This is a genomic window from Marinococcus halotolerans DSM 16375 (assembly GCF_000420725.1).
GTDB classification, from domain to species: domain Bacteria; phylum Bacillota; class Bacilli; order Bacillales; family Marinococcaceae; genus Marinococcus; species Marinococcus halotolerans.
Genome location: NZ_ATVM01000012.1, coordinates 1 through 16,635, shown reverse-complemented (window position 1 = coordinate 16,635; position 16,635 = coordinate 1). Strand labels below are relative to the sequence as shown.

The window sequence follows — 16,635 nt, the reverse complement described above, 5'->3', positions numbered from 1 at the left end:
CGATTTATTCTTCCGCCTGCTGCTCATAGCGGCGTTTGTACTCCCAGAAGCCGGGTACTTCCGGCGGTTCGTACGTGAGTATCTTTTCAATACATTTCAGGCGGAGCTCCTGCTGAAGATCCTCGCGCTCCTGATAGGAAGTCTGGCGCAGCGCCTGCTGGATAAAGGGTTCAAATTTTTGAAGCTCTTCATACAGCGCTTCTTCACTCATGCGCTGAATTTTTGTGGTCCGTTTATTAGTCATCATGCATTGGGTCCTCCTTTTTTGATGAAGAGCATGCCAGGCGTGTCACTTCCCGGCGCAGGTGCTCAATGCGTTGTTCAATCCGCAAAAGCAGGTAAAATGTTACTACGATAGGAAAGCCGACATTGGCCAGCAGTTCGACGACAGCACTGGAATCAATAATATGCATTACCGTCCCTCCTGTTTCCCGGCATAAACACGAAGTGTTTTCAGACCTTTCCGGTGGGCATTTGACACTGCCTGACGGCTGATTTGAAGGTGACTGGCAATGTCTGTATCCTTCCACCCGCAGCTGTATTTTTTAGAGAAAATCCACTGCTGGTACGGGGTCAGCGAACGAAATCCGAGCCAGACCGGATATTGGTGCAGCTCTTCTTCAAGGCTCTGCTCTGCGGCCCGGGTGTAAAAAGAGCCGGCTTCTTCAAACATCTCCTCCTGGTCGGACAGAGGCGTCCGCTGCTGGCGCCGGCGATGGTAGCGGTCATAGCGGATGGACTCCCAGTGCAGGGTTTTTAACATATAAGACCGCCAGATCACATCCTGGTAGTACCGCTTAAAAGATAAATCGACGGCTTTATGAGCCCAGGCAGCATCCTCGTTTAACGCCTGTTTTAACAGCTGCTGATTAACAGCGTCCTCGAGAAATTCGCGGATGAGCCGGGTGTGCAGGAACGAATGATTTTTCTTTCTGAAGTTTTCCCATGCTTCTCTTTTTGACTCAGCGTATGATGAATGTGTCATAGATGCCTCCTCTCCTTACCCCTGTTGTTTATAAAAGACATCTCGCAGATAAAAAGTAAACCATTAATACGAACGTTTGTTCTTATATTTTATACGAACACTTTTCCGATAAACAAGAAAATATTGAAATTAGAGAAATTTACAGGTTAAGTCCTGTTAAAAAAGACTCATTGGTGGCATAATGTGTTTACAAAAAAGATTACTTAAAAACATAAGAGGGAATAAGAAAATATTAGATTTTTGTAAACAGGAGGGGAAAAAGTGAATTTAACATCAGGGCCGTCAAGCAGATACACTTTCTCCATTGAAGAGATGGCTGAAGAAATTATGAGCGTGATCGCTGAGTCCCTTCACGTGGACTCCGTTTATATTGCAAAAAAAGAAGATGCTTATATGGATGTACTGAGTGCCTACAACAATCGCGGGGAGGATCTTGTTTCTCAGGGAATGAAGGTAGAGCATGAAGCCTCGTTTTGTCAGTACGTGCTGAGAAATGACGAACAGGAATACTTTCATTTTTCCGATGCTGTGAATGATGAGGAAACGAAAGAGCTGCTGATGCCGAAAAATTTCAACGTACATACCTTTTTGGGCGTATATATTAAAAACCAGGACGGCGGCCCATTCGGCACGCTATGCGTATTAAACCGCGAGCCGCGTGAATTTAAGAAGGAAGAAATTTCGTTAATGCAGACGTTCGGTAATTTACTGAGTTATCTGATCCGTGTCGACCAGATGAATGAAAAAATAGAAGTGCTCGGGTATCCGATTGTGCCGATAGGCGAAGGAATTGCCGTGCTCCCGCTCGTCGGGGCGATGGATGAAAGCAGATCCAACCGTTTGATGGAAACGGTGCTGCAGGAAGTCTACGGCGGAAAATACGACTATTTTATGATCGATGTGTCAGGTGTTTCCGCATTTAACGAAACGTTTACCACGTATATTTCCCAGGTCATTCAGGCACTGAAGCTGATGGGCATCGATCCTATCCTGACCGGGGTGCGGCCGGACATGGCTGTTCAGGACATCCGCAAAGACATTCTAGGTGAAAATATTATGATCGAAAAAAGCCTGGAGACAGCGCTCAAATCTATTGGCTTCCGGCTGGTCAGAAACGAGTGAACAGCGGACGGCGGGCGATTTACATATCAAGTTGAAAGAAGGAACTGGTATGAGTACAAAAGCAGAACAGATGGATGAAAGAGTGGAAAATGAAAACAAGCTCACCGCTGCCTCGGTGGAACGCATTGTTTCGGAGATTTTCGGCATTTCGCTGCAGAGCATTGCAGCGGACCCTAAAGCGCCTGGTGCCCGGAGGTCGCACCCTGTTTTCACAGCATGGACGACACAGGAATGGGAGGCCGCCGGCAAGGAGGAGCTGCTTGACTATGCACTCGCCCGGCTGCCGGCCGATTCGTCCGGTGAAACGGTGCGGCAGGTTATTAATGACGTGTACCGCGTGAATCTCAGCGGCATTTCCGCTCTCGAAGCCTCGACGTTTTCGCTCTTTTCCAAAGGAAAGTGGATCAAGCAGAACGAAAATGATCTGTTTGTGCTAAACACCGGGTCAACGGATACAGAGGTCAGTGTTTCGGTAACAGAAAGCTTTGAACGCGAGACGGGCTCCCGCGGGCTTCCAGACGGGCTTTGCAGGGAGCTTGAAGCACTGGGGTTTGTTTACCTCCCGGAGAAAAATCAGCTGAATTATTCGAGTCCGGACGGCCGTCCGGTTGACGATGTATTTAAAAAGAAAACGATCGAGGCCCTTGAAGATGCAGGGACGCAGATCCGGACGTAAGCACCCTTTTATACAGAAAGGGTGTTTTTTTATGGTAAATACGCCTTGAGGCGTAGAAAAGATAGACCCCGGGCTGCTCCCGGAATCCTGCGTACCGGCGTAAGATAGAAGTACAGGAAGGGGGAAACACCATGTGGAAAAAAATCGGATTAGCAGCAATAATTACAGTCGCAGCGATCGTCGTTCTGTCTAACCTTGGACCGCTGCTTTTGCTCGCGGCCGGAGTGGCGCTTGCGTATATTGTCTGGCGACAGTTCCAGGAAAGCACATCCACCGCGGCGAGGGTTTTCTGGGTGATCGTGGGTATTACAGCCATACTGCTTGCGCTCACCAATATCTATGCAGTAATCGCGCTTCTCGGCTTGTATGCCATATACTGGAGCGTAAAAAAATGGAACGGGGACGAGGTGGACATCGACCGCCGTTCAAAAACGAAGGACCCGTTTACAGGCTTTGAAGAGGAATGGAAAAAGCTCAAGCGCAGATAAAAAAGGAGGAATGAGCGATGGCAGGCATTTGGCAGCAGTTCAAGGAGGATGTCGAAAACGAATGGGAGCGGTGGAACGTGAAAAAAGAAACAGATAATCCGATCGTATCACTCAACCGCTATATTAAAGAAGCAGAGCGCGAGACGGAAAAGGTAAGCAGGCTCACAGAACGCCAGCGCCGGCTGGTTGAAGAATTTCAGCACGAACAGGACGAAGCAGAGCACATGCTGGATAAACGCAAGCAGCAGGCCGCGGTGGTAAAGCATTATGAAGAGAATGAGCTCTACGATATTGCTGTCAGGGAAATTGAACAGTACGGCGAGCGGGCGCTTAAGCTTGCTTCGATGAAAAAAAAAGCAGAAGAACAGCTGCAGACGCTTGAGAGGCGCCATCAGGAAATGGTGTACAAGCTCAAGGATATGCGTTTGAAACGGATGGAGTGGATGGGCCGGGAAAATGTAGCCCGGGCCAATCACAATATCTCTAAGCTCTACCAGGAGAACGGCCGCGAGCCGGAAGCCCGTTTCAAGGAAGTGGAACAGTATTTAGAAAGCATGGAGCAGCATCATCAAAAGGAGTATGAGCATTCCACCTTCGACGAACGGGTAGCCCGTCTGGAAAAGCGGAAGACAGAGGCGGAGCAGGAAAAAGCGTGATAAAATAGAGACGCTGACTAAGGCGTCTCTATTTTTAACTTACATAAAACAGCAAAGGAGGGTTCCTATGTTTTCCCACATATCAACGAAGATGATCCAATTCGTGTTTTTTACGGGAATCCTCCTGTTCATACTGGAATTTTTTTCGGACGGAGCAGGTTTGCTGCCCATACTCTTTTTCTTCGGTCTGTTTATATTTATCGGAAAACGGACGAAAAGGCGGACACTCTCGGCCGTTTTTTGGTGGACCGGGTGGATCGGCCTGGGTCTTACAGCGGTTACTCTCTGGGCCGTCCAGTTCTGGGTGATCGCCTTTTTTGTTCTGCTGCTTCTGCAGATGCGCCGCTCGGGCCGGGAGCCCGTCGAAGAACAGGCAGAGGTGGAGGAGCCGAGCGGTGGAATGGAGAATTATGACCGGGACGAGCTGCTTGGCAACCGCCTGTGGGGGCGGGAGAAGGTTGGACGGAAGCCATTTCACTGGAAGGATATTAACGTGATCGGCGGCGTCGGCGATAAAGTTGTTGATGCTACCAACACGGTGCTGCCGCAGCAGGCAGTGATTATCGTCCGCCACGGCCTGGGTTCAGTGACTGTCTACGTGCCGTACGAAGTGAACGTGATCATCCGGCACAGCACGCTATACGGGCGCGTACGCCTGTTTGGCAAAGAAGAAGCAAAGCGCTGGAACCAGACGGTTACCTATCACTTGCCAGCGGCAGACGAGGAAGCCTCCACACTTTACATTTTCACTTCGCTTCTCAGCGGGGATCTGGAGGTGGAGCGGCGATGAACAGCTTTGTGAAAGCAGCCGGATGGGGAATTGCCGCAGCCTTCCTTATAAGCGCCGCAGCCGTAATTCCGCTTCTGCTGCTGCTGCCTTTTGACATGTGGGACGTACTGACGGGACAAACCATGAGCGGGCTGCCGTATGTACTTTTGCTTGTAGTTCTGATTGTTCTTCTTGGTACCGCTCTCGGGTTTTTGGTGCTCCGGGCCTGGAACGCCCGCTGGCAGCAGCTGCAGGCTGTGCTGGAGCGGTTGGGCAGAGGAAGCCCTAAAACAATCTGGCCGGCAGAGGTGTACCGGGAAGTAGAAGAGCTGCGTACGGAGCTTGAAATGGTGGAGCGCCAGATGCAGGGACAGGCCGAACGGGGGCAGAAGCTGGCCACAGAACGGGCCGAAGACCGGGAAAAAAGCCTGCAGGAAGTTATCTCGCAGGAAAGAAACCGGATCGCCCGTGAGCTCCATGATTCGGTCAGCCAGCAGCTGTTTGCGGCCTCTATGATGATATCTGCGGTTAATGAACAGGCCGGCGCCGGGGAGGTTTCCCGGGAATGGCAGACCATCGAGCGGATGATCAACCAGTCCCAGCTCGAAATGCGCGCTCTGCTTCTTCATCTGCGGCCGGCCGCACTGAATAAGCAAACACTGCAGGAAGGAATTGCTCAGCTGCTGAACGATCTGACGACGAAGGTGCCGCTGCAGATTAAGCAGGTGATTGAGCCATTTCCGATTGAAAAGGGAGTAGAGGACCAGCTGTTTCGGACCAGCCAGGAATCGATTTCCAACACGCTGCGCCACGCGAAGGCAACTGAGCTGAAGGTTTCCCTGCTGCAGCGGGAAGAATTTATTATTTTGCGTGTCCAGGATAACGGTGTCGGTCTTTATATGGAGGAAGAAAAACCAGACAGCTACGGATTAAGCACAATGAAGGAACGAACGGAGGAAATCGGCGGGCACTTCCATCTGGTGAGCCTGCCGGGAGAAGGCAGCCGCATCGATGTAAAAGTGCCCTGGCTGTCAAAGGGGGAAGAGGTATGATTACCATCCTGTTTGCAGACGACCATGAAATGGTGCGTATTGGGGTGACATCGTATTTATCAACGCAGCCCGATATGGAAGTAACCGCTGAAGCCTCAAGCGGAAGGGAAGCGGTCAGGCTGGCGCTTGAACTCAGGCCGGATATTATCCTTATGGATCTGGTGATGGATGATATGAACGGCATTGAGGCGACAGAAAAAATTATGGAGGCATGGCCTGCAGCCAAAATTATTATCGTCACAAGCTTTATCGATGACGAAAAGGTGTATCCGGCGCTTGAAGCGGGGGCGGTAAGCTATATTTTAAAAACCTCCCGGGCCGGGGAGATCGCAGCGGCGATCCGGAAAACGCACGACGGCCAGTCGATTCTCGAGCCAGAGGTAGCGGGGAAGCTGATGGCAAACATGAAACGGCGGGACCAGAGGGAGCTGCACGAGGAACTGACCGCACGCGAGCTCGAGGTGCTGCGGCTGCTTGCGGAGGGAAAAACCAATATCGAAATTGCCGAAGAGCTGTTTATTGCGCTGAAAACGACGAAAGTACACGTCAGCAGTGTCCTCCATAAGCTCGAGGTGCAGGACCGTACCCAGGCAGTCGTTTATGCGTACAAGCACCGCCTATTTTAAAAAGCTGCCCCCTGAGTAAAGGGGAGCAGCTTTTTTGGTACGGAGGGCTATGCCCACCACATGTCGACCGGACGCTCGGAAATGTTGACGGAATTCAGATTTTGTACGGCCCGCTCGAAGCCTTCATCGAGCGACATAATCGGGTCTTCATGCTCGATGCTGACCACATGGTCATAGCCGAACGTACGAAGCGCACTGATCATATCGCTCCATTCCTTCATGCCGTGGCCGAAGCCGACTGAGCGGAAGCTCCAGGCCCTTGTCTGAACGCTGCTGTACGGCTGCATATCAGTGAGGCCGTACATGTTGACGTTATCCTGGTCAATGTACGTATCCTTGGCGTGAAAGTGGTGAATCGCTCCTTCTTTTCCAAGAATTTTGATCGCGGCTACCGGATCAATCCCCTGCCACCACATATGACTCGGATCAAGGTTGGCGCCCACGGCATCATTGGTCGCCTCACGCAGCTTTAATACCGTATACGGCGTATGAACCAGAAAACCTCCGTGAGGCTCGATACCGACTTTAATGCCGTGCTCTTTGGCGTAGCTGCCGGCCTCCTTCCAATAAGGAATAAGCTTTTGCTCCCACTGCCAGTTGTAAATGTCCGAATACGCGCTCGGCCACGGCGCGACCGGCCAGTTTGGATACCTGGCGCTCTCGTCGCTGCCCGCAACGCCGGAAAACGTATTGACGACTGGAATGTTCAGGAGGCTGGCAAGCTGCACGGTTTTTTTGAACGTATCGTCCGCATCCTTCGCTTCAGCCGGGTCCGGGGAAACCGGGTTGGCGTGGCAGCTGAGCGCACTGACGGTTAACCCCCGGGAGTCCAGGGCTTCCTGAAACTGTTTGCGTGCATCTTCGCTGTGTAAAAGCTCGTCCACATTTGCGTGGGCGCTGCCCGGGTTGCCGCCAGTGCCGAGCTCTACAGCCTGCACTCCGGCACGTTTCACCTTATCGAGCATGTCTGTAAAAGCCAAATCAGCATAGAGAACAGTAAAAACGCCGATCTTCATTATTGAACACCTTCCTTCCCGATAGTAATAAACTGCCCGCGTTCGCTGGACGCAAGAGCCGCCAGAATGACGTCGAGGGCCTGCTTTCCGTCTGCAGCGGATACCGGCACCCCGGTGTCTGAGACGATGCTTTCGGTAAAGGCATCAATCACGCCGGAGCTTTCCTGGCCGTCGGCATCGTTTGTCTGAATGCCGCCCAGCTCGTAGCGGACCGTATGGCCGTTCGTATAGTGGGCAGTCAGCGAATGAACCGGATCATCTTCAAGGCGGAGCGTCCCTTTTTCGCCGTAAATGATCGTGGAGTTGTCCTCGTCAGGGACATACGCCCAGCTGGCCGTGAGGGTGCCGATTAAGCCTCCTGCTGTTTTGAGCAGGCAGACAGCGTTGTCATCCACCGTAATATTTTCCTTCGCATTATTTTCCACGAAAGCGGCCACCTGGGTTACCGGCTCACCGAGCAGAAACTGAATCAGGTCGGATTTGTGCACACCAAGGTCTCCCATGGCACCAATAAAGGCTTCCTCCCTGCGGAAAAACCAGCTGTCCTTACCATCAATGCTCCATCCTTCGGGACCGCCGTGGCCAAACGTCGTCCGGAAGCTGAAGATTTTGCCAAGGTCGCCGCCCACAATCAGCTCCCTTGCCTTCACGTGTGAAGGAACGAAGCGCTGATTGTGGGCAATCATTAGCTTTTTGCCGCTTCGCTTTTCAGCCTCCATCATTTCTTCAGCTTCCTGGGCGCTTGTTGCCATCGGCTTTTCACAAAGCACGTGCTTGCCGGCAAAAAGGGCGTCGATGCTGATTTGGGCGTGCATATGGTTGGAGGTGCAGACACTCACTGCCTCGATCGATTCGTCCTTTAACAGCTCATGATAATCTGTGTACGCCGCAGCCCCGAGATGGGAGGCCGTTTCTGCAGCGCGCTCCTGTACGAGGTCACAGACCGCCCGGATGGTGGTATGAGGATTTGCTTCGTATTCTGGAATGTGGCGGTTTCTCGCAATGCTTCCGCACCCGATAACGCCGATATTTACTGTTTTCATGGGAGTCCACTCCTTTTTATATACGTTGATTATTCTTTTACTGACCCGCTCGTAAGTCCGGAAACAATCCGTCGCTGGAAAATAAGAACGAGAATGACAATCGGGATGGTGACGATAACAGTAGCGGCGGAAATGTCGCCCCACGGTACTGTGTATTCACTCTGATAGAAGGAGATGCCGACCGGAATCGTGCGCCAGGCATCGGCGGTATTGATAGCCAGGGCGAAAAGATATTCGTTCCAGGCTGCGACGAAAACGAGAATTGCCGTAGTAAAGATACCCGGTGTGGCGAGCGGCAGAATGATCTGCCGGTACGTCTGAAATGGCGTAGCGCCGTCCAGCTTGGCCGATTCTTCGAGCTCCCACGGGATTTTTTGAAAAAAGGTGGCCAGAATCCAGATAGCTAGCGGCAGGCTGATGGTAATGTACGGGATAACAAGTCCGATATAGCTGTTGCGAAGTCCCGTGTCCGTCACAAAGTTAAAGATTGGCGACAAAATTGCAATTGGCGGAAACATCGATGATGCCAGGACGAGGCCTAAAATTAAAGTCTTGCCGCGGATGGGCAGCCGCGTAACCGCATAGGCCGTGAACGAAGCAATCAAGAGCGATAAAACCGTGGTCAGGCCGGAAACGACAAAGCTGTTGAGCATGTAACGAAAGAGCGGCCTCGTCGTAATCGCTGATGCGTACGACTCAAGAGTAGCATTGGATGTAAACCATGCAAACGATGTGAGCTCATTCTGGGGCTTCAGGGATGTTAAAAAGATCCAGATGAATGGAAACATAACGAGAAATACGAAGATAGCCAGGAAAATATAAAAGCGGATACCGGCTTGGTTTTTAAGCATGTACAGTCACTCCTTCCACTTATTTTTTCGCTCTTTCCGGAAACAGGTCCGAACCAAGCAGCTTGACGAAGATAAAGCTGATGATGGCCACACAGACAAATACAATGACGGAAAGGGCAGAGCCGGCACCGAAGTTCTGCTGTTCAAACAGGGCCTTGTAGGCAAAGACGGAAATCGATTCCGTAGCGTTTGCCGGACCGCCGCCGGTCAGTACGTAAATCAGGTCAAACACGCGGAAGGCATCAAGGGTCCGGAAGAGCAGGGCCACGAGAATTGCTGACTTTAACAGCGGCAGGGTTACAAAGAAAAACTTCTGGACTCTGCCGGCCCCGTCCACTTCCGCTGCTTCATACTGCGTGTTTGGTATAGTCTGCAGCCCGGCAAGCAGGAGGAGAGCCATGTAAGGCGTCGTTTTCCAGACGTCGGCAAATATGATGGAAAACATGGAGCCGGACGCTGTCGTTAAAAGGGAGCCGGGGTCGGAAATTAATCCGATGGCAGCCATATAGTGGGCGACGATCCCGGACTGCCCGTCGAATAGATAGCTCCACATCATGGCAGCCACGGCTGTTGGAATAGCCCACGGAACGAGGACCGATGCCCGGACGATGCCGCGTCCTTTGAAGGTCCGGTTGATTAACAGGGCGACACCAAGGCCGATGATCAGCTCAGCACCGACAGAAACAATCGTAAAGAAGGTCGTATTCGTTAAAGCGGTCCAGGTCCGGCCATCCGACAGATAATCCGTGTAATTCTGCAGGCCGACAAAGTTCGGGGACAGCACCGAGCCCTGCAGGTTTTCAAGCTGGGCGGCCAGATAGCCAATTTCCAGGGCGATATCACCGTCAGCCTGCTGCTGCACGGAGTTGACGGCTTCAATTTGTTCATCCATTGCGGCTTCAAAATCACTGCCCCATGAGCCGTCGATCGACTGAATGCGCAGGTTATCGTCTGTGATCGGCTCGTAGTCATTGAGCATGCTGTTAACTTCCTGATAGCTTGCCGCCATTTCGTCCTCGGCAACGAGTTCTTCATGATGCTCCTCGACGACCGCCCAGGTTTCGTTAAACGTCTCTTCCCCTTCCGGATAAGCTTCGCTTAACTCGTTAACATTTTGTTCGACAAGGTACCGGTTATCGGCGTATTCTTCGAGATTCAGGCTTTCGCTCATAATACGCTCCGACTTGGTCGGGTCATTCAGCCGGTAGTCAAACAGGCTGTTCCAGCCGGAAAGCATAATGGGCCATATTACGACAAGAAGAATCAAAACGAGCGCCGGGGCGACCATTGCGTAGCCTAATTGTTTTTCGTTTAATTGAAATTTGCGTCCAGGTTTTCCAGCCATGGGGCTTCCTCCTTTGAATCCGTATTATTCTTCATTCAAAACGGCGCTCAATTTGCGTTCCAGGTTGGCAGCAGCTTCTTCAGCCGTAATTTCACCCGCTGCTGCACGCGAAAGCTCAATCTGCATGATATCCGAAACCTCCGGATAGTCCGCCGTCACTGGACGGGGAACTGCATTTTGAAGCGTTTCGACGAACGCATCATCCGCAAATAGAGCATTTGCCTCCTGGATGTCTTCATCGTCATATAACGACTCAATAGTAGGAGCCCGGCTGCCTTCGAGAGCACCGATTTTCTGGCCCTGTTCACTGGACATAAATTTTACAAATTCCCACGAAGCCTCGACCTCTTCAGAATTTTTATTGATCATCGTGGTCCATCCGCCAAGTGCAGAGGCAGTGCCATCGCTTCCGGACGGAAGCGTGGTGAAGCCGACATTATCTGGGATGTTGGATATTTCCGGATCGGTCGAGGTGGATAGCAGATACGGCCAGTTCCTGGCAAAGACGGTGTTACCATTGATAAATGCGTTTTCCGTTTCTATTTCCTGGAAATTTAAAATATTATTAGGCACAAAGTCAGACTGGGTCACATCGATCATTTTTTGAATGCCTTCAATAGCCTCGGGGGAATTAACGACTACCTCCTGGTTTTCATTAATGATCTGGCCGCCATAGGCGCCAATGTATTCAATAGCGTTGGTGACAAGTCCTTCATACTGGGAAGCCTGCATCGCGTAGCCAAAGGACGTGCCTTCCTCGCCCTGAAGATCTGCAGCCATCGTTTCAAGCTCTTCCCACGTTTCCGGCGGTTCGTCTACGATATCCTTCCGGTAAAACAGAAGACCGGCATCTGTGTAAGCTGGCATGGCAAACTGCCGGCCGTTATAGGAAGTGGATTCAATGGTAGCCGGAAAATGAGCGTCAATATCAACGTTATCCCTTTCAATCAGGCGGTCGAGCGGAAGTGCATAGCCGGCCTGGGCAAATTCTGCCGGCCAGACGACGTCAGCGGCAAACACATCGATTTCATCACTGCCGCTGCTTAAAATCGTGGCGTACTGGTTATGCTGTTCGCCTGTATCCGGCGGCATCTCCCGGACCTCCACATTGATATTTGGATGCTCTTCTTCAAATGCCTTGATCGTGGCATCTGTCGCGTTGGTCGTATCCACACCGCGGGCGTACGTAATCGTAACTTCGTCCTCAGCGGTGGGGGAGATGTCCGCAGTTGAACATCCGGCGAGCATTATAAACGCTCCTGTAACGGCTGCAGCTTTTTTCATGCCTATTCCTCCTTATGTGAAATCGATTTCAAAATGCCCGAAACGTTTCGGATGGCGGGGAGAAGTAAAGAAAAAATTACTTGATCCCCGGGGGACTGGTGGATTCCCGGACGGTCAGTGACGCAGGAATTACCAGACTGGCGGGAGTTTTTCTCCCTTCAATCTTATCAATAAGTAATTCGCAGGCTTTGCGACCTAATGTGTACCTGTCCTGATGAACGGTCGTAAGCGGGGGTGAAAAGTACTCCGCGAGCACCAGGTCGTCAAAGCCGATAATGGACAGATCCTGCGGCAGCGCATATCCAAGCTGATGTGCTGCCCGCATGACGCCATGAGCCATCAGGTCACTTGCGCAAAAGACGGCCGTAATGTGCGGGTGGGCCTGAAGCAGCCCGAGCGCTTCCTGCTCTGCCATTTTTTCATCAAAGGCAGCCTCCCGTATGTATTCCTCACGGTAGGGCAGGTTGAATTCCCGGAGTGTTTCTTCGTAGCCTTTCCGTCGCTCCCTGGATACGTAGGCGTAATGATGGCCGTTCATAAATGCGATATGCTCATGACCGAGGCTGATCAAATGTACCAGCGCCTGCCGGGCGCCGTCTGCGTTGTCGGTGGTGACAAAGCTTGCGTTACCGCTGTCCACCTGATTATCGATAAACACGCATGGCAGTCCGGTAGCTGCGAGCTGCTCAGTGGCAGAGTGGTCATGGGGAAGGTTCTGGGTGATTACTCCTTCGAGCTGCCGTTCCCGGCACATTTGATAATACGTACGGTCTCCGGCGGGACGGGATTGAAATAAGATGAGGTCATAGCCGCATTCGTTGGCGTATTCGTTTACGCCGGCCAGAATATCAAGTGTGAACGTATCCTTCGGATTGGAAGGAAAGGATTGGGAGGTTAAAAGCCCAATTGTCTTCGAACGATTCATAACGAGGCCGCGGGCAATATGGTTTGGCGCATAGTCGAGCTGTTCAGCGACCTCCTGAATACGTTGGCGCGTCTGTTCATTGACATCGCTGTATCCATTTAAGGCTCTTGAAACAGTGGTGACGGAAACGCCGGCTGCTTTGGCGATATCTTTGATAGTATTCATGATCAGCCTCCGAAACGTTTTGGAAGAATGACTTTATTATAGAAAACGCTTTCATTTAACGCAACCCTAAATTGAAAATTTTTAAAAATTAAAACAAAAAACAGGGCTTTTCTATGAATCGTAAAAATTGATTAAAACCGCTCTACCTAGTAAACTAGCGGTAAATAAGCGATAAGAAGGAGTGGACAGTATGGAGCATGCTTCAGGCAACAAAAGGACCGTCCAACCTAATAAACAACAAATGCTGAATCGATTAAAGCGCATTGAAGGACAGGTGCGCGGCGTTCACGATATGGTGGAAAACGATCGCTACTGTGTGGATATTTTAAACCAGATTGCAGCCATTCAGTCGGCGACCAATAAAGTGTCACTGGCATTAATGGAGGACCACACCTCGCACTGCGTGGCAAATGCAATTAAAGACGGTGAAGGCGAAGAATCCATTGAAGAGCTGATGACCGTTATGCGGCGGATGATGAAGTGATTTTTGACAATACCCCTGCGGTGTATTATACAATGAGGGTACAGAAAGGATGGTTAAAATGAAAAAAGAAACGATCCAGGTAGAAGGAATGAGCTGTGGCCACTGTGTCTCTGCGGTAGAGGGCGGCGTTGGTGAACTGCAGGGCGTTTCCAATGTAAAAGTAAACCTTGATACTGGAGCCGTAGACGTAGAATACGATCCAGAAGTAACCTCGCGAAAAGATATTGATGAAGCGATAGATGACCAGGGATACGATGTTGTATCTGCGTAAATAAGTAAGAAGGAGCGGATCGTGGCTGCACGATCCGCTTTTTTATCACAGTTTTTGTTTGCTAAATACTATACGGGGGTATAATATTAGAGGAAAGCCTGCGATGGAAATGAGGTGTGGGTATGGAAAAGCAGAAAACCAATAACAACCTTTCCCACTGGAACGCGTCTGTGGAGGGCATGACCTGTGCGGCATGCTCCCGAAGGATTGAAAAGCAGGTGGGGAAAATGGAGGGGGTTTCAGAAGCCTCCGTTAACTTAACGACCGAACAGCTTTCGGTGCAGTATGATCCAGGTGAAGTATCGCCGCATGACATGGAAGAAAAAGTAGAACAGAGCGGCTACAGTATACGCCGCAGTGAAGCAGTGTTTGACGTCTCCGGAATGACATGTGCAGCCTGTGCCAACCGGGTAGAAAAGAAGCTGAATAAACTACCCGGAGTGTCGGAAGCCACCGTCAACCTGGCGATGGAGCGTGCCACGGTCCACTATCTGGACGGGGAAGTTTCTGTAGAGGAGATGGAACAGGCAGTAGACAAATTAGGGTACGGGTTAACCGAACGCACCGAGGAAGAGACGGAGGACCCGAGAGAAAAAGAACAGCAGAAAAAAGGATGGCAGCTGCTGATTTCTGCGCTTTTAACCCTTCCGCTTGTATGGACGATGGTATCCCATTTCGGATTTCTGTCCTTTCTCTGGTCCCCGGAAGTATTGATGAATCCATGGGTTCAGTTAGGCATTGCGACGCCGGTTCAGTTTATCATCGGCTCCACGTTTTACCGGAGCGCCTATAAATCACTTCGGAGCGGCAGCGCCAATATGGATGTGCTGGTCGCCCTCGGAACCTCGGCTGCCTATTTTTACAGCCTGTATTTTGTGCTGACAGGCAATGCATCCGAAGGGCTGTATTTTGAAACGTCAGCAGTGATCATTACCCTTATTCTTCTTGGCAAGTGGTTTGAAGCGAAAGCGAAGGGACGGACCTCGCGCGCGATTAAATCACTGCTCTCGTTAAAAGCTGAAACCGCCCTGGTGGAACGAAACGGAGAAGTAACAGAAATAAAGAGCGAAGACGTCCAGGAGGGCGACATTGTCCACGTGAAGCCGGGAGCCAGGGTGCCGGTGGACGGGGAGGTCATAGACGGCCGCTCGTCTGTGGATGAATCCATGCTTACGGGTGAAAGTATTCCGGTGGAAAAAGACACGGGAGACACGGTGATTGGTGCGACGGTGAATGGAAACGGGCGTATCCGCATGCGCGCCACCCGGGTCGGCAGGGACACGGCGCTGTCCCAGATTGTGCGGGTCGTCGAAGAAGCCCAGGGCGGTAAGGCGGAGATTCAGCGCCTCGCCGACCGCGTATCCGGAGTGTTCGTGCCGATTGTAATCGGCATCGCGCTATTGACCTTTCTCACCTGGATCCTTTTTGTGCAGCCCGGATCGCTTGAAGCAGCGCTCCTGCCGACTATTGCCATTCTTGTTATTGCCTGCCCATGTGCGCTCGGCCTGGCAACCCCGACGTCTATTATGGCGGGCTCCGGCAGAGCTGCTGAAAACGGCGTGCTGTTTAAAGGCGGGCAGTACCTGGAAAGCACCGGGGCAGTGGAAACCATTCTGCTCGATAAAACCGGTACGATTACAAAAGGAGAGCCGGCAGTGACAGATATTGTACCGGGTCCGGACTGGACGGAGCAGGAGCTGCTGAGGCACGCTGCTGGAGCGGAGCAGTCCTCCGAGCATGCGCTGGCTCAGGCGATTGTCCAGGATGCGGCGCAGAAAAATCTTACTCTGCAGCCTGCTTCTTCGTTTGAAGCAATTCCCGGCAAAGGAGTGCTCGCAGTTACAGACGCCGGTACTATAGCAGTTGGGACGAGTGCCTGGCTGGCGGAGCGCCGTGTGGAAGGTGTTCCGGAAGGAGCGGAAAACGAAACACTGGAGGATCAAGGTAAAACAGTTATGGGAGTGGCGGTAAACGACCGCTTTGCCGGCTGGATTGCCGTCGCTGATACAGTGAAAGAGACATCCAGACGGGCAGTGGAACGCATGCAGGCGGCTGGGCTTGAAGTCGTGATGATTACCGGTGATAACGAGAAAACGGCCCGCGCCATTGCAGCAGAAGTAGGGATTGACCGTGTGATTGCGCGCGTACTTCCTGAACAGAAAAGCAGCGAAGTAACACGGCTGCAGCGTGAAGGACGGCGCGTCGCCATGGTCGGAGACGGAATTAACGATGCACCGGCGCTTGCGACCGCTGATATCGGCATGGCTGTTGGCACAGGCACGGACATCGCCGTGGAGGCAGCGGACATTACGCTGATGCGCGGGGATTTAAACAGCGCAGCAGATGCTGTACTCATGAGCCGGGCAACGATGAAAAACATCAAAGAAAATTTATTCTTTGCGTTTGTGTATAATTCCGTCGGCATTCCTATCGCTGCCATCGGACTACTCGCTCCGTGGGTGGCCGGTGCAGCCATGGCGTTCAGCTCAGTTTCTGTTGTACTGAATGCCCTGCGCCTGCAGCGGATGAAAATTTCATAATAAAAAAGAGGCAGAGCTTAGTGAACTGACCCCCGTCAAGTAGACAATGAAAATAAGTAAAACTCTTAAGCGGCTTGATTCCGGTATTCTATCGGGGTCAAGCCGTTTAAATGTTCCTGGTATCGCTGGTGGTTGTAAAACCCGATATAGCGGCGAATCGCGTCCACCAGGTCCTCATAGGTGGCATAAAACGAGTCCGGCAGATAGTATTCCTCGCATTTCAGCGTGCCAAAAAACCCTTCCATGGGCCCGTTGTCCAGACATCGGGACACCCGCGACATGCTGTGATCCAAGCCGTGGGCCTCTACGATGGCTTTAAAGCCGCGCGAGGTGTACT

The 16,635-nt window shown here is 51.6% G+C and carries 20 protein-coding genes; 10 read left to right on the top strand and 10 right to left on the bottom strand.

Going from position 1 to position 16,635, the window contains the following annotated elements; all coding sequences use genetic code 11:
- Nucleotides 1-4 precede the first annotated feature (4 nt).
- From G548_RS0109765 to G548_RS0109755, 3 genes are read right to left on the bottom strand one after another with little or no spacing between them, the layout of a single operon-like run.
- Nucleotides 5-244: a helix-turn-helix domain-containing protein gene (locus tag G548_RS0109765; protein ID WP_211219001.1), complete on the bottom strand. Its 240-nt coding sequence runs from the start codon at nt 242-244 to the stop codon at nt 5-7.
- Nucleotides 237-413: a YvrJ family protein gene (locus G548_RS19020; protein WP_022793972.1), complete on the bottom strand. Its 177-nt coding sequence runs from the start codon at nt 411-413 to the stop codon at nt 237-239. The genes G548_RS0109765 and G548_RS19020 overlap by 8 nt, the downstream gene beginning before the upstream one ends.
- Complete coding sequence (locus G548_RS0109755; protein WP_022793971.1) at nt 413-985, bottom strand: RNA polymerase sigma factor; 573 nt, start codon at nt 983-985, stop codon at nt 413-415. The genes G548_RS19020 and G548_RS0109755 overlap by 1 nt, the downstream gene beginning before the upstream one ends.
- A 261-nt stretch (nt 986-1,246) precedes the next feature.
- Here G548_RS0109755 and G548_RS0109750 point away from each other — a divergent pair, with 261 nt between their 5' ends.
- The 7 genes from G548_RS0109750 (at nt 1,247) to G548_RS0109720 (ending at nt 6,374) form a co-directional block, all read left to right on the top strand.
- Nucleotides 1,247-2,107, top strand: coding sequence for a GAF domain-containing protein (locus G548_RS0109750; protein ID WP_022793970.1), 861 nt, complete (start codon nt 1,247-1,249; stop codon nt 2,105-2,107).
- A 49-nt stretch (nt 2,108-2,156) separates the two neighbouring features.
- The gene (locus G548_RS0109745; RefSeq protein WP_022793969.1) at nt 2,157-2,783 is read left to right on the top strand and encodes a hypothetical protein; all 627 of its coding nucleotides are present in this window, start codon (nt 2,157-2,159) and stop codon (nt 2,781-2,783) included.
- Between the two features lie 131 nt (nt 2,784-2,914).
- Nucleotides 2,915-3,271: a lmo0954 family membrane protein gene (locus G548_RS0109740; protein WP_022793968.1), complete on the top strand. Its 357-nt coding sequence runs from the start codon at nt 2,915-2,917 to the stop codon at nt 3,269-3,271.
- 17 nt (nt 3,272-3,288) lie between these two features.
- A complete protein-coding gene (locus tag G548_RS0109735) occupies nt 3,289-3,927 on the top strand; it encodes a hypothetical protein (RefSeq protein WP_022793967.1) in 639 nt (212 codons plus the stop codon).
- Between the two features lie 160 nt (nt 3,928-4,087).
- A complete protein-coding gene (liaF, locus tag G548_RS0109730) occupies nt 4,088-4,717 on the top strand; it encodes a cell wall-active antibiotics response protein LiaF (RefSeq protein ID WP_169435240.1) in 630 nt (209 codons plus the stop codon).
- Nucleotides 4,714-5,748, top strand: coding sequence for a sensor histidine kinase (locus tag G548_RS0109725; RefSeq protein ID WP_022793965.1), 1,035 nt, complete (start codon nt 4,714-4,716; stop codon nt 5,746-5,748). Before liaF ends, G548_RS0109725 begins: the two co-directional genes overlap by 4 nt.
- Complete coding sequence (locus tag G548_RS0109720) at nt 5,745-6,374, top strand: response regulator (protein WP_022793964.1); 630 nt, start codon at nt 5,745-5,747, stop codon at nt 6,372-6,374. The genes G548_RS0109725 and G548_RS0109720 overlap by 4 nt, the downstream gene beginning before the upstream one ends.
- Before the next feature lie 47 nt (nt 6,375-6,421).
- Here G548_RS0109720 and G548_RS0109715 read toward each other — a convergent pair whose 3' ends face one another.
- The 6 genes from G548_RS0109715 to G548_RS0109690 form a co-directional block, all read right to left on the bottom strand.
- Nucleotides 6,422-7,390, bottom strand: coding sequence for a sugar phosphate isomerase/epimerase family protein (locus G548_RS0109715; RefSeq protein ID WP_022793963.1), 969 nt, complete (start codon nt 7,388-7,390; stop codon nt 6,422-6,424).
- Nucleotides 7,390-8,433 carry a Gfo/Idh/MocA family protein gene (locus tag G548_RS0109710; protein WP_022793962.1) on the bottom strand — a complete coding sequence of 348 codons (1,044 nt, stop codon included), beginning with the start codon at nt 8,431-8,433 and terminating at the stop codon, nt 7,390-7,392. Before G548_RS0109710 ends, G548_RS0109715 begins: the two co-directional genes overlap by 1 nt.
- 29 nt (nt 8,434-8,462) lie before the next feature.
- Nucleotides 8,463-9,284 (bottom strand): carbohydrate ABC transporter permease, encoded by an 822-nt coding sequence (locus G548_RS0109705; protein WP_022793961.1) that lies wholly within the window; start codon nt 9,282-9,284, stop codon nt 8,463-8,465.
- A 19-nt stretch (nt 9,285-9,303) separates the two neighbouring features.
- The gene (locus tag G548_RS0109700; RefSeq protein ID WP_022793960.1) at nt 9,304-10,629 is read right to left on the bottom strand and encodes a carbohydrate ABC transporter permease; all 1,326 of its coding nucleotides are present in this window, start codon (nt 10,627-10,629) and stop codon (nt 9,304-9,306) included.
- A gap of 24 nt (nt 10,630-10,653) precedes the next feature.
- Nucleotides 10,654-11,913 (bottom strand): ABC transporter substrate-binding protein, encoded by a 1,260-nt coding sequence (locus G548_RS0109695; RefSeq protein WP_022793959.1) that lies wholly within the window; start codon nt 11,911-11,913, stop codon nt 10,654-10,656.
- 76 nt (nt 11,914-11,989) lie between these two features.
- Nucleotides 11,990-13,003: a LacI family DNA-binding transcriptional regulator gene (locus G548_RS0109690; protein WP_022793958.1), complete on the bottom strand. Its 1,014-nt coding sequence runs from the start codon at nt 13,001-13,003 to the stop codon at nt 11,990-11,992.
- A gap of 181 nt (nt 13,004-13,184) precedes the next feature.
- Here G548_RS0109690 and G548_RS0109685 point away from each other — a divergent pair, with 181 nt between their 5' ends.
- The 3 genes from G548_RS0109685 (at nt 13,185) to G548_RS0109675 (ending at nt 16,298) form a co-directional block, all read left to right on the top strand.
- Complete coding sequence (locus G548_RS0109685) at nt 13,185-13,487, top strand: metal-sensitive transcriptional regulator (protein WP_425411522.1); 303 nt, start codon at nt 13,185-13,187, stop codon at nt 13,485-13,487.
- Nucleotides 13,488-13,545: 58 nt separating this feature from the next.
- Nucleotides 13,546-13,758 (top strand): copper chaperone CopZ, encoded by a 213-nt coding sequence (gene copZ, locus G548_RS0109680; protein WP_022793956.1) that lies wholly within the window; start codon nt 13,546-13,548, stop codon nt 13,756-13,758.
- A 122-nt stretch (nt 13,759-13,880) separates the two neighbouring features.
- Nucleotides 13,881-16,298, top strand: coding sequence for a heavy metal translocating P-type ATPase (locus G548_RS0109675; protein ID WP_022793955.1), 2,418 nt, complete (start codon nt 13,881-13,883; stop codon nt 16,296-16,298).
- Between the two features lie 65 nt (nt 16,299-16,363).
- Here the strand turns inward: G548_RS0109675 and G548_RS0109670 are convergent.
- Nucleotides 16,364-16,635, bottom strand: a 272-nt coding sequence (locus tag G548_RS0109670) for an IS3 family transposase (protein ID WP_022793954.1), incomplete at its 5' end; no start/stop codon positions are given.

Bases quoted from the DNA above. Each gene is read 5' to 3' on its own strand.
- G548_RS0109705 (WP_022793961.1), bottom strand. From the start codon at position 9,284: ATGCTTAAAAACCAAGCCGGTATCCGCTTTTATATTTTCCTGGCTATC.
- copZ (WP_022793956.1), top strand. From the start codon at position 13,546: ATGAAAAAAGAAACGATCCAGGTAGAAGGAATGAGCTGTGGCCACTGT.
- G548_RS0109755 (WP_022793971.1), bottom strand. From the start codon at position 985: ATGACACATTCATCATACGCTGAGTCAAAAAGAGAAGCATGGGAAAAC.
- G548_RS0109715 (WP_022793963.1), bottom strand. From the start codon at position 7,390: ATGAAGATCGGCGTTTTTACTGTTCTCTATGCTGATTTGGCTTTTACA.
- G548_RS0109765 (WP_211219001.1), bottom strand. From the start codon at position 244: ATGACTAATAAACGGACCACAAAAATTCAGCGCATGAGTGAAGAAGCG.
- G548_RS0109675 (WP_022793955.1), top strand. From the start codon at position 13,881: ATGGAAAAGCAGAAAACCAATAACAACCTTTCCCACTGGAACGCGTCT.
- G548_RS0109720 (WP_022793964.1), top strand. From the start codon at position 5,745: ATGATTACCATCCTGTTTGCAGACGACCATGAAATGGTGCGTATTGGG.
- G548_RS0109695 (WP_022793959.1), bottom strand. From the start codon at position 11,913: ATGAAAAAAGCTGCAGCCGTTACAGGAGCGTTTATAATGCTCGCCGGA.
- G548_RS0109710 (WP_022793962.1), bottom strand. From the start codon at position 8,433: ATGAAAACAGTAAATATCGGCGTTATCGGGTGCGGAAGCATTGCGAGA.
- G548_RS19020 (WP_022793972.1), bottom strand. From the start codon at position 413: ATGCATATTATTGATTCCAGTGCTGTCGTCGAACTGCTGGCCAATGTC.
- G548_RS0109700 (WP_022793960.1), bottom strand. From the start codon at position 10,629: ATGGCTGGAAAACCTGGACGCAAATTTCAATTAAACGAAAAACAATTA.
- G548_RS0109725 (WP_022793965.1), top strand. From the start codon at position 4,714: ATGAACAGCTTTGTGAAAGCAGCCGGATGGGGAATTGCCGCAGCCTTC.
- G548_RS0109735 (WP_022793967.1), top strand. From the start codon at position 3,289: ATGGCAGGCATTTGGCAGCAGTTCAAGGAGGATGTCGAAAACGAATGG.
- G548_RS0109690 (WP_022793958.1), bottom strand. From the start codon at position 13,003: ATGAATACTATCAAAGATATCGCCAAAGCAGCCGGCGTTTCCGTCACC.
- G548_RS0109740 (WP_022793968.1), top strand. From the start codon at position 2,915: ATGTGGAAAAAAATCGGATTAGCAGCAATAATTACAGTCGCAGCGATC.
- G548_RS0109745 (WP_022793969.1), top strand. From the start codon at position 2,157: ATGAGTACAAAAGCAGAACAGATGGATGAAAGAGTGGAAAATGAAAAC.